Origin of the sequence: Streptomyces sp. NPDC052396 (assembly GCF_044593195.1) — a bacterium.
In the GTDB taxonomy this organism is placed as follows: Bacteria; Actinomycetota; Actinomycetes; order Streptomycetales; family Streptomycetaceae; genus Streptomyces.
This window is the reverse complement of sequence record NZ_JBIUAW010000004.1, coordinates 301,684-313,500: the sequence shown is the minus strand read 5'-3', so window position 1 is coordinate 313,500 and position 11,817 is coordinate 301,684. Positions and strand designations below refer to the sequence as shown.

The 11,817-nt window shown below is 71.9% G+C and carries 8 protein-coding genes; 3 read left to right on the top strand and 5 right to left on the bottom strand.

What is annotated here, in order from left to right; genetic code table 11:
• The first annotated feature begins 143 nt into the window (after positions 1-143).
• Positions 144-2,174: a restriction endonuclease gene (locus tag ACIHFE_RS12765; protein ID WP_400105867.1), complete on the top strand. Its 2,031-nt coding sequence runs from the start codon at positions 144-146 to the stop codon at positions 2,172-2,174.
• An 85-nt stretch (positions 2,175-2,259) separates the two neighbouring features.
• Positions 2,260-4,125 carry a DNA helicase RecQ gene (recQ, locus tag ACIHFE_RS12760; RefSeq protein WP_400105866.1) on the top strand — a complete coding sequence of 622 codons (1,866 nt, stop codon included), beginning with the start codon at positions 2,260-2,262 and terminating at the stop codon, positions 4,123-4,125.
• On the opposite strand, the gene ACIHFE_RS12755 is transcribed toward recQ, so the two are convergent.
• Positions 4,097-5,203, bottom strand: a complete 1,107-nt coding sequence (locus ACIHFE_RS12755; protein ID WP_400105865.1) for a hypothetical protein — start codon at positions 5,201-5,203, stop codon at positions 4,097-4,099. The two genes, recQ and ACIHFE_RS12755, sit on opposite strands and share 29 nt — an antisense overlap.
• An 84-nt stretch (positions 5,204-5,287) precedes the next feature.
• On the opposite strand from ACIHFE_RS12755, the gene ACIHFE_RS12750 reads away from it, so the two are divergent.
• On the top strand, positions 5,288-5,773 hold the full coding sequence (locus tag ACIHFE_RS12750; protein ID WP_400105864.1) for a MarR family winged helix-turn-helix transcriptional regulator: 486 nt from the start codon (positions 5,288-5,290) through the stop codon (positions 5,771-5,773).
• On the opposite strand, the gene ACIHFE_RS12745 is transcribed toward ACIHFE_RS12750, so the two are convergent.
• From ACIHFE_RS12745 to ACIHFE_RS12730, 4 genes are all read right to left on the bottom strand, one after another.
• A complete protein-coding gene (locus ACIHFE_RS12745) occupies positions 5,658-6,431 on the bottom strand; it encodes a class F sortase (protein WP_400105863.1) in 774 nt (257 codons plus the stop codon). The genes ACIHFE_RS12750 and ACIHFE_RS12745 overlap by 116 nt on opposite strands.
• Before the next feature lie 117 nt (positions 6,432-6,548).
• Positions 6,549-7,118 carry a hypothetical protein gene (locus ACIHFE_RS12740; protein WP_400105862.1) on the bottom strand — a complete coding sequence of 190 codons (570 nt, stop codon included), beginning with the start codon at positions 7,116-7,118 and terminating at the stop codon, positions 6,549-6,551.
• Positions 7,119-7,247: 129 nt separating this feature from the next.
• A complete protein-coding gene (locus tag ACIHFE_RS12735) occupies positions 7,248-9,110 on the bottom strand; it encodes an MFS transporter (RefSeq protein WP_400105861.1) in 1,863 nt (620 codons plus the stop codon).
• Between the two features lie 170 nt (positions 9,111-9,280).
• The gene (locus ACIHFE_RS12730) at positions 9,281-11,593 is read right to left on the bottom strand and encodes a serine hydrolase (RefSeq protein ID WP_400105860.1); all 2,313 of its coding nucleotides are present in this window, start codon (positions 11,591-11,593) and stop codon (positions 9,281-9,283) included.
• Positions 11,594-11,817 lie beyond the last annotated feature (224 nt).

The window sequence follows — 11,817 nt, the reverse complement described above, 5'->3', positions numbered from 1 at the left end:
GGCCGGGCCGGCCGGCGCCCCGCCCGGGACCCCTCCTCACGCCCCGTCAGCCGACTAGAGTTGACCGGTCACCGCTGGTCAGCGAGCCAGTGCAGCACGCGGTTCCGGGACGGCAAGGTCTCGGGGGGAGGGCAGGATCCGCCATGACTCGTCGCTCCAGTGGACTGATAGGCATCTGGGCGGAGGCCCAGCGGCAGCAGCAGCGCCAGCAGGAGCTGCGCGAGCGGGAACGGGTGCGGGAGCAGCGGGAGCTGGAGCGGCGGCAGCGGGCGTATGACCGGGAGCAGAAGGCGGCCTACCGCCAGGCCCGCGAGGCCGAGGCGCGCCGGCGGACCGAGGAGATCGAGGAGCGGGTCGCCGCGCTGCAAGGGCTGCTGCGGGCCGGCTGCCGGGCCGAGCCGTTCAGCAGCGGCCGGCTGGCCCGGCCGGAGGCGGTGGAGCCGTTCGAGCCGGGGCATTTGGGGCAGCCGGTGCTGATGCCGGACCGGGGGCGGTACGGCTTCGGAAGCCGGTCGCAGTACGAGCGGGACCTGTGTGCCGCACAGGAGGCCGAGGAGCGGCGGCTGGGTCAACTCCAGGCGTACCGGCGGCAGTACGAGCAGTGGGCGGCCGCCCGGCTGCAGGAGATCCGGCAGCACAACGCGGGCATGGCGGAGCTGACGGCCGCGTTGCGCGAGGGCGATCCGGACGCGGTGGTGGAGTACTTCTCGGCGGCGCTATACGCCTCCTCGGCCTGGCCGGAGGAGTTCCCGCACCAGGTGAGCGCGGCCTATGACCCGGGCGCCAGGCAGCTGGTGCTGGACTGGGAGCTGCCGGGGGCCGAGGTGGTGCCCGGGGTGAAGTCGGTGCGGTATCTGCCGACGCCGGACGAGGAGAAGGAGACGGCCCGGCCGGTCACCCAGCGGCGGGCGCTGTACCGGGAGGTGCTGGCGCAGTGCATGCTGCTGGCGCTGCGGGAGCTGTTCGCGGCCGATGAGTTCGGGGCGCTGGAGTCGGTGGCGCTCAATGGGTTCACCGACGACCGGGACCCGGCAACCGGGCAGCGGGCCCGGCTGTTCCTGGCGACGGTCACCACGGACCGCACCGCCTTCGGCCGGCTGCACCTGGAGGAGGTGAGCGCGCCGGAGTGCCTGGTGGACGGGCTGGGCGGGGCGCTGTCGGCGCGGCCGGACCAGAAGGCGACGGTGCCGCCGGGGCGGACGCCGGACCAGGTGGGCCGGGGCGTGGTCTCGCACGGCGGCGAAGCCGACGACGAGGATCCGGATCTCTTCACCATGGACCCGGTGGCCTTCGAGGCGGTGGTGGCGGAGCTGTTCCGGGCGCGCGGCATGCGGGCGGTGATGACCAGCCGGTCCAATGACGGCGGGGTGGACGTGGAGGCGCTGGACCCGGACCCGATCAGCGGCGGCCGGATCATTGTGCAGGTCAAGCGGTACCGCAAGACGGTGCCGCCGACCGCGGTGCGGGATCTGTTCGGGACGGTGCAGGGAGCGGGGGCCAACAAGGGGGTGCTGGTCACCACCTCGGGGTTCGGGCCGGGCTCCTATGCCTTCGCCAATGGCAAGCCGCTGACCCTGGTGTCGGGCGAGGAGCTGCTGGGACTGCTGAGGCAGCACGGGCTGCGCGGGCGGCTGGGGCCGGGCAGCTCCGCTGCCGCGCCGGCCACTCCCACGGCGGCGCCCGAGCACCCGGCGTACAACGTGCTGGGGATGAGCTGGTCCGGCCAGGTGGCGCTGGATGTGTGCGCGCTGGTGTGCGCCGGGTCACAGGTGCTCAGCGACGACCACTTCGTCTTCTATAACAATCCGCGCACACCGGACGGGACCGTAGCGGCCCAGGAGCCGTCCGCCGGGGACCGGGCGGCGCTGCGGGTGGCCTTTGACGCGCTGCCCGCGGCCGCCGACCGGCTGGTGCTGGCCGCCGCGATCGACCCGGAGGTCAATCCGGAGGCGGATCTGGCGCGGTTCACCCGGGCCCGGATCCGGCTGTCCGACGCCTCCGGGGCCGAGCTGGGACAGCTGGAGGTGTCCGACGGCCGCCCGGGCGAGACCGCGCTGGTGCTGGGCTCCTTCCGGCGCCGGGCCAATGGCGACTGGGACTTTGTGGTGGGCGGCAAGGGCTACCCCGGCGGGCTGGAAGAACTGGTGCAGGAGTACGGCATCGAGGTGGCGTAGGCGCTCGTGGGTGAGCGCGTTTTCCACATCGGGCGACTCATCCACATCACCCGTTCGGGCCGCCCGATCCTCGTACACTGCCGGAATGGCCGACCCCGTGAACGACTCCACCAGCAGCAGCGAAGCCCTGGGCGTCCTCAAGCGCGTCTTCGGTTATGACGCCTTCCGCGGCGAGCAGGAGACGATCATCGAGCATCTGATCACGGGCGGCGACGCCCTGGTCCTGATGCCCACCGGTGGCGGGAAGTCGCTGTGCTACCAGATCCCGGCGCTGGTCAGACCCGGGGTCGGCGTGGTGGTCTCGCCGCTGATCGCGCTGATGCAGGACCAGGTGGACGCGCTGCGCGCGCTGGGCGTACGGGCCGGTTTCCTCAACTCCACCCAGGACCTGGACGAGCGCCGGATGGTGGAGGCCGAGTTCCTGGCCGGCGAGCTGGACCTGCTCTATCTGGCCCCGGAGCGGCTGCGGCTGGAGTCCACCATGTCCCTGCTGGACCGGGGCAAGGTCTCGGTCTTCGCCATCGACGAGGCGCACTGTGTGGCGCAGTGGGGCCACGACTTCCGGCCGGACTACCTGGCGCTGTCCGCGCTGCACGAGCGCTGGCCGGATGTGCCGCGCATCGCGCTGACCGCCACCGCCACCGAGGCCACCCGCCGGGAGATCGCCCACCGGCTGCGGCTGGACGACGCCCGGCACTTTGTGGCCAGCTTCGACCGGCCCAACATCCAGTACCGGATCGTGCCCAAGGCCGAGCCCCGGCGGCAGCTGCTGGAGCTGATCCAGGGCGAGCACCAGGGCGAGGCCGGGGTGGTCTACTGCCTGTCCCGCAAGAGCGTGGAGGACACCGCGGCCTTCCTGGCGGCCCAGGGCATCGAGGCCCTGCCGTACCACGCGGGCCTGGACGCCTCGGTGCGCGCCTCCAACCAGGCGCGGTTCCTGCGCGAGGACGGGGTGGTGATGGTGGCCACCATCGCCTTCGGCATGGGCATCGACAAGCCGGATGTCCGCTTTGTCGCCCACCTGGACCTGCCCAAGTCGGTGGAGGGCTACTACCAGGAGACCGGCCGCGCCGGCCGGGACGGCCTGCCGTCCACCGCCTGGCTGGCCTACGGCCTGCAGGATGTGGTGCAGCAGCGCAAGCTGATCGACGGCTCGGAGGGGGACGACGCCCACCGCCGCCGGCTGGCCGCGCACCTGGAGGCCATGCTGGCGCTGTGCGAGACGGTGGAGTGCCGCCGCGGGCGGCTGCTCGCCTACTTCGGGCAGTCCGCGCAGACCGCCTGCGGCAACTGCGACACCTGTCTGACTCCGCCCGTCACCTGGGACGGCACCATCGCCGCGCAGAAGTTCCTGTCCGCGGTCCTCCGGCTGGCCCGGGAGCGGCGCCAGAAGTTCGGCGCCGGGCAGATCATCGACATCCTGCTGGGCAAGAAGACCGCCAAGGTCATCCAGCACGACCATGACGCGCTCACCGTCTTCGGCATCGGCACCGAGCTGAGCGCCGTCGAATGGCGGGGCGTGATACGGCAGTTGCTGGCCGAGGGGCTGCTGGCGGTGGAGGGCGAGTACGGCACCCTGGTGCTCACCGACGCCAGCGCCGAGGTGCTGGGCCGGCAGCGGCAGGTGCTGCTGCGCCGGGAGCCGGAGAAGCCCAAGTCCAAGGCCAGGTCCAAGAGTTCCGGTTCCGGCGGCCGCGCCGCCGCCGAGCTGCCCGAGGCGGCGGTGCCGGTCTTCGAGGAGCTGCGGGCCTGGCGCGCGGCCACCGCCAAGGAGCAGGGCGTACCCGCCTATGTGATCTTCCATGACGCCACCCTGCGGGAGATCGCCACGGTGCGGCCCGACTCCCTGCAGACCCTGGGCACCATCGGCGGCGTGGGCGAGAACAAGCTGGCCAAGTACGGCCAACCCATCCTCGACCTGCTCAACTCGCTGTCCGCCGAAGTGGCTTGATGCGCTGCTGGGCGGCCACCACGGCGGCCGGGTAGCGCGGGTCGGGGCGCAGCGCGTACTCCCGCGCACAGGCTTCGGTGAACTTAATGACATGCTCGTCGCCGTGTTCCACGGCGCGGGCGACCAGTTCGCCGAACGGCGGGAGTTGGGCCTCGGCCGCCTCCCGCACCGCCCCGTCCTCGGCGGCCCGGTCGGCGGTGAAGGCCAGCAGGATGGCGGAGTTGACATGCCAGAGCGCGGCCAGCGTGGGCAGGTGCAGCTCCTCGGGCAGCTGTGGCAGCACCAGACGGGCGGCGGCGGGCGCGGTGACGGCATGGATCAGGGGCACCGGGAACAGCTTCCGCTGCCCCAGGTAGACCCCGGCGAACTCGCAGGTCAGCTCGGAGAGCAGCCACTGGGTGTGGGCGGGCGTCAGGGCGTCCAGCGCCTGCTCCCAGCCCGCCAGTTGTCCGGGATCGGCCAGCCGCCGGCCATAGGCGGCCCGGCCGCCCCGGGCGTCGTCCAGCGGGGTGCGCGGCAGGGCGGCGATGGCGGCGCCCATGCCGATGGTGCCCCGCATCCGCACCTCGCCGGGCAGATGGGCGAACCGGGCCGCCCAGTAGGCAAGTCCCCGGGAGAGTTCCACCAGTTGCAGCCGGGTGGGCCGCTCGGTGGCGGTCAGTGAGCGCACCGCGTGCGCGGTGCGTATCAGGCCGTGCGTCAGCTGGGAGAGCAGGCCGGGCAGCAGCCGGGGCCACCACTCGATGAGCACCTCACGCCAGGGCCGCTGGGCCAGCTCGCGTTCGAAGAGCTGCTCCCAGTCGCCGGCGCGGGAGAAGTCGCCCAGGGCGGGGCGCCAGGAGGAGGCGTCGGCGGGGTCGATGGGGCGGGAGCGGGCGGGCACCTCATGGTGCGGCATGGCGGTCCGGTAGCTCTCCACCCAGGCGGCCACCTCGCCGCCGTGCCCCAGCAGGGCCAGCGCCTCGGCGCCCATCGGGCCATGGTTGGTCAGGTCGCCTTGGGCGCCGCGTTCGTACCCCAGGTCCTGCATGCGCTCCAGTGCGTCATTGAGCGCGTCCGTGTAACCGATGACGGGCATGCCAAGCCGTCCCTTCAGTTCGAAAAACCGAATGGTTTGGAACACCGTACCGTTTGGATATCCGAAGCATCTAGACTCAATCCCATGCCACACCGCCCCGCCGCCACCGGTCCCCGCGTCCCCACCCTGGAGGAGACCGAGATCATCGGCCTGATCCCGCTGCTGCAGAGCCATCTCAGCCGGGCCTGGGACGACATGTCCGGGGATCTGCGCGCCCACTTCGAGGCCCATGGACTCACCGCCCGCCATGGCGCGGTGCTGCCCCAGCTGCTGGCCGAACAGCCGCTGACGGTGAGCGAACTGGCCCGCCGGATGCGGCTGTCGCTCTCCACCGCCAGCGAACTGGTGGGCGCGCTCAGCCGCTCGGGCCTGGTGGAGCGCGGCGAGGACCCGGCCAACCGGCGCCGCACCCTGGTCTCCATCGCCCCGCGACACCGGCCGGCGCTCGAGGAGTTCATCGCCCGGCGGTCGGCTCCCCTGCTGCGGGCGCTTGACGGTCTGTCAGCACAGGACCGAGCGGGGTTCCACGCCGGCCTGACGGCATGGGTACGGGAAGTTCAGGCACGCTGACCCAGTCCTGCCGCTGCCCGGTCAGATGGGCGTAGACCACCACATTGCCCAGATAGGCGTTGATCTCCTGGGAGAAGCCCCCGCCACAGGTGACCAGCCGCAACTCCGGCCGCCCGGAAGCCCCGTAGACCTTGCGGGAGGGGAAGTCCTTGCGGTCGTAGACCTCGATGGCATCGATGGTGAACAGCGCGGTACGGCCGTCCGCCCGCTGTACCTCCACCAGATGCCCGCGCTTGAGCGCGCCCAGGTTGTAGAAGACGGCGGGACCGCCGGCGGTGTCCACATGCCCGGCCAGCACCGCGGTGCCCATCGCGCCCGGCGCGGTGCCGTCCTGGTACCAGCCGGCCAGGTTGTTGTCGTCCTCCGGCGGGGTGGCCAGCGAGCCGTCCGGCATCAGCCCCAGCCCCCGCACCGGGGCGTCCACCCTGATCTCGGGTATTCGGATCCGGGTGGGTGCCGACCAGGGCAGCGCCGGAACGCGCGGCTGGGGCCGCTGCGGCCCCATGGGCGGCCGGACCGGAAACGCCTCGGCCTTGGAGGGCTGCGGGGGCGGCCCGGGGGTCCGGGCGCCGTCGTCGATCAGCCAGGTACCGGTGAACAGCGCGGCCGCGAGCAGCGAGGCCGTCAGGGTGCGGCGGGTGAGGGGAGTTGGCGGCATCGGGTCCTCCACGGGCGTACGGACATACGCCGCGAGCCGGCCCGGCTCCCCGGCCCTTCCCGTCGCCGGGCGGACCGGGGAACCAGGGCATGCGACCAGCCGGCGACTTCGGCTCGGTCAGAGCCGCCCGCTGCCCGCGCGCCGGCGCAGCAGCCAGGTGCCGCCGATCGCCGCCGTGGCCAGCACCGTCGCTCCGGCCACGATCTCCGCGGTGCCGGAGTCGTCGCTGGTACCGCCGACACCGGTCTTCATTCCGCCGCTGGGCGGCATGGCCGCCTTGGCGGGCCCGGCCGGCATCTCCTTGCCGGGCGAACCGGACGGAGCCGGCGAGGAGCCGTTGTTGACCATCAGATCGCCGGTGGCCTCCTTGCCGTTCTTGCACCGGACACCGATGCCATAGGTGCCGTTCTTGGCCGTTTCCGGCACCTTGAACTCACCGGCCACCAGCCCCTCGCGGCTGCTCGCCTTGAGGTCGAAGGAGGCGGGCCCGCCGACGGCGCTGGCGTCACCGTTACCCATGCCCTTCTTGCCGCAGGCGAGGGTACTCACGGTGACCGTCGCACCGGGCTGGACGCCCGCCGGTGCGATGTCCAGCTTGTCGAAGTCCCCGGCGAACGCCGGGCCGCCGACGAGCCCGCAGACAGCTATGGCCAGGCCGGCCCCGGTCAGCACTCGTGCAGTACGCATGCTCGTTCCTCCGCGCGCGGACGCGGCACACCGATGTACCGCAGCAGGTGGGGGTTCCGCGCACCTTAGAGCCAAGCCGCGTTTGCCCCGCCCCGCACGCCACGCGAGGACGAACGGGTGAGCGGCCGGTTACGGAGCCAGGTCGTCCGGGCAGCCGGTGCCGCGCGGGAACTTGTACGGGGCGCCGATGCGGTAGGTGCCCGGATGCGGCGCGTGCAGCACCGTCCAGTCGTCCTCCGGCTGGTCGCCCTCCGGCTGCTGCACCTGCTTGGTCAGACAGCCGTTGACATTGACCGGCGGCTCCCCGCCCGGCCCCGACTTCGGCGGCGCCACCGGCTTGTTGGACGCGTCCAGCAGGCCCAGCCAGGGCGAGTAGGGCAGCCGGATCAGCACCTGGCCCGCCGAGGGCACGGTGATGGTCAGCTCGTCCGCGTCCGCGCGCAGCACCGACGCCGGCGGGGCGGCCAGCGGGGTGGGGTCCTTGACCTCGTACAGCCGCCAGTTGGCGTCCGACCAGATCTCCCGCAGATAGGGCTGGCCCTGGTCGACCAGCTTGGCCTCCTTGACCGCCGCGTGGTCCGGCTCACCCTTGGGCAGCACCACAAAGTGCACCGCCCAGCGGTGCAGCCAGGTCCGGTAGCTGTCCGGAGTGAGCTCGCCATCCTGGTAGAAGACCGGGTTCCGCTTGAGGTCGGCCTGCCGGTTCCAGCCGCGCGCCAGGTTCACATACGGGGCCAGCGCGGACGCCTCCCGGTGGCTGCGCGCCGGGACCACCTCCACCCGGCCCCGGCCGGCGTCCACCCGCTGCAACTGGTTCACCAGCGGCGCCAGTTGCCGCGCCCAGGAGGCGGTGGGCGTGGTGTGCAGTATGTCGGCGACCGTGTTGGCGGTCTGCCATATGGTCACCGTCAGCGCGGCCAGCATCGCCACGGTCCAGGTGCGGGCGCTCTTCAGCAGCTCCGCACGCGGCGGAACCTTCCGTTCCAGCAGGGCGGCGAGCAGCACCACCCCGCCGAAGACCATGCCGAGCCGGGCGATGTTCGTCCCGATCTGCGAAGGGATCAGCCAGACCAGCAGCACGCCCAGCACATAGAGCGCGGAGACCATCCGCACCGTGCGCCAGGACTTCGGTGTGAACACCATCCCGAAGACCCCGCTGAGCAGCGGCAGGATCGCCGAGGTGAACTCCATCGGCTGCTGCCCGGAGAAGGGGAACAGCCAGGCCGACAGGGCCACCACCACCACCGGCGGCAGCCCCAGGGCATAGGCCGCCATCCGTCGCCGGCTCAGCCACAGCGCGGCCGCCACGATGCCCACATACAGGCCCGCCACCGGACTGGAGGCGGTGGCCAGCCCGGCCATCATCGCGGCCAGCAGCGCCCGAGGCCAGCGGTAGCGGCCACCGGCCCGCCAGCTCGCCGGCCAGCCGAAGATGGTGGCCACCGCCGCCAGGCCGAACATGGAGCCCAGCCCGAAGGTCACCCGGCCCGAGGTCGCATTGCAGGCCAGTGCGAAGGCCCCGTACAGCGCCGGCCACAGCGGCTGCTTCACCGCCCGGGAGCGCACCAGTATCAGCGCGATCAGCCCGGCGGAGACGGTGCCCGCCACCATCATGGTGGTGCGCACCCCGAGCACGGCCATCAGATAGGGCGAGATGGCGCTGTAGGAGACCGGGTGCATCCCGCCGTACCAGGCGAGGTTGTACGCCGAGGCCGGGTGCTGGAGCGCGAACTCCGCCCAGGCGTCCTGCGCCGCCAGGTCACCGCCGCTGTTGGCGAAGAAGATGAACCACAGCACATGCAGCACCGCGGCCACCAGCAAGGTCACCGGCACCGGCTGCCGGAGCGTCCGGCGCAGCCAGGGCCGCCATTCACCCCGGGCCGGCCAGGCGCCGACCGTTGTCGCCCGCGCCCAGGAAGGGACGCGTCGCCCGCCGGACGTACCCGGCGGCTCCTCCGGTTTCCCGGCCCGTGTCGGCCCCACGGTGGTCACTGCTGCTCTCCCCGTCTTCCCCCGAGGTCTCCCCCATCTTCACGCATCGGCGCGCAAAACTCTCGCGACGCTAGCACGAGCCCGGATGCGGCTCCGGCCGGGAAACGGCCACCGGCCCGTACCGAACGGTACGGACCGGTACGCATCACCACGGACCGGCAGCCGGTTGCTCAGCCCAGCCGGGTCAGCTTGGTGCCGAAGCCGGGCTGGGTCAGTGCCTTCTGCAGGGCGACGGGGACCTTCACGGCCTGCGGGCCGGTGCCAATGATCAGCTCGCCGATGACCTTGCCGGACTTGGCCGAGTGCGGCAGCGGCTTCTGCTTCTCGAGGCTGAACTTCGCCTGCAGTCCGCCCCAGCCGAATGCCTTGACGTCCTTGGTGGCCACCACCGGGACCCTGCCGCCGAGCTGGTCGTCGACATAGCCCACGACCTGGCCCTTCTTGACCAGTGTGGCCTGCTGGAGAGCGTTCTGGACGGCGGTCATCTGCTCGTAGCTCACGTTCTTGACCATGGAGAGGCTGTTCTCTCCGTTCGGGTCCAGGCCCTTGAAGTGCTGGGCCATGGTGGCACCGACGATCAGCAGTTCCTTGCCGTCGACCCGCTTGCGAGCCGCCCACATCAGGGTGCCACCAGCCGGGGTGTTGGAACCGGTCTTGATGCCGAGCACGCCAGTGCCCTTGATCAGCAGGTTGCTGATGTTGCTCTCGAACCTGGTGGCAACACCGTTGATCTGGACATTGGGCTTGCCCGTGATCTCCCGGACCACCGGATTCGTGATCAGCTGTTCGGCCAGCTTCACCTGGTCAGCGGCGGTGCTGACGGTGGTCTCCTTCAGGCCGCTGGGGTCGGTGTACGTCGTGTTGGTCATGCCGAGGCGCTTGGCGGTGTCGTTCATCTTCTTGATGAACGCCTCCTCGCTCCCGGCGTCCCAGCGCGCCAGCTTGCGGGCCACATTGTTGGCAGACGAGATCAGCGTCATCTGGAGCATGTCGTACTCCGAGAAGGACTGCCCCTCCTTCAGGCCCTCGGCCCTCGATTCGTTCTCGGAATTCCCCTCCCGCGCCGTCTGCGCATCGATGGTGATCTTCTCGCCCTGTTCCCCCTTCTTCAGAGGGTGGTCGCTGAGGATGACGTACGCGGTCATGGCCTTGGCCATGCTGGCCGTCGGCACCGGCTTCTGCTCCCCGTAGGTGCCCAGATCGCCAACGCCCAGCACCTTGGCGGCGGACTGGCCCTGGCTGGGCCACTTCATGTCGAACCGGTCACCGCCGAAGGTGAACCCGGCTTGCTTGTCCAGCTCCAGCTTCACGTCCGGCAGCGGGCGGAACGCCTGCACCACACAGAAGACGATCACCAGCAGCGCCGCTATCGGCGTCCAGATCTTCACCCGCCGCATCGCGGTGCGCGCCGGGGTCTCCGGCGGCGGCGGGGTGTTGGTCAGCTGCGCCAGCAGGTCCAGCGGCGCCTGCCGCTGACCGGCCTGGCCGGGCTGACCGGGCTGACCGGGCGCCGGCGGGGCGGCGGGGGCGGGCGGCGCGACCGACACCGGGACGGCCGGCTTGAAGGCGTCCGGCTTCGGCGCGGCCGGAGCAGCCGGGGCCGGCTTGGCGACCGGCTTGGCCGGCGCCGGGGCGCTATCGGTCTTCAGCGGTACGAACTGGCTCTTGCGCTCCGGCTCGACCACCGGCGCCTTGATCAGCTCGGTGGGCTGGTCGGCGGAGACGGTGCCCTTGCCGGCCGCGTTCTTGGCCGCGTCCACCTCGGCCTTGCCGATCACCGCCGTGGGCTGGTCGGCACCGGCGGCGGGCTTGGCGGCGTCCGGCTTCGGGGACGACGAAGCGGCCCAGCTCGGCTTGGCGGCGTCCTGCTTGGCGCTGCCGGAACCATTCGCCACACCGTCCTTCGCCACCGGCGCCACAGGCTTCACCTGCGGCGCGGCGAACACGGCGGTCGGCTGGTCGCCGGAGCCGGCGGCATCGTCATCCGCGGCACCGTCGGCGGCGGTCCGCTGCGGCTTGGCCGCCGGGCGGTCCTCGGCCTTCCCGGCCCCGGACGAACCCGCACCGGACGAACCCGCGCCATCGCCATCGGCACCCGCGGGCGCCTCCTCCTCCGCGCTGGCCACCCAGGCCGCGACCGCGGCCTTCAGCCGCGCGTCACCGCCGGCGGGCACCCCGGCCTTGCCGGAGGCCGCACCCTCAGAACCCTGGCCGCCCTTCGCGGACTTTGCATCCGCATCGGAGGCCACATCACCGGCACCGGCTGCGCCATCCGGGTCGCCACCACGCGTGGCGACGGCCGTCCGCGCCTCGCCGGAGGAACCTGAGGAACCGGCATCGTCGGCCGTGGCCGAACCCCCCGTTTTCCGCGGGCTGTCCGCCCCGGACTCCCGGAGGACCCCCAGCCTGGGGTCGCGTTCGCCGCCAGCCGCCTCCCCCGACGACTTACGCTGCTCCGACTTGTCGGGGGACTCGCCCGCCACCGATGCCTCCTCGATTCCCGCGCCATTCGACAGAACGGGGCGCGCATCGCGCCCCGGCGTCCCGAACGATCTCATCGTCTACCAGTGTCCTCTGCCGCCGGCTCGCCCGCGCGCGACCGTAGGTAAGAGGCTTTGCCTGGCTTCACCCATGTGCAAGACGATGCGACATACCTACCGGTTCCCACCCGAAGCCACCAGGCACCCTCGACAGACCAATGTGAGAG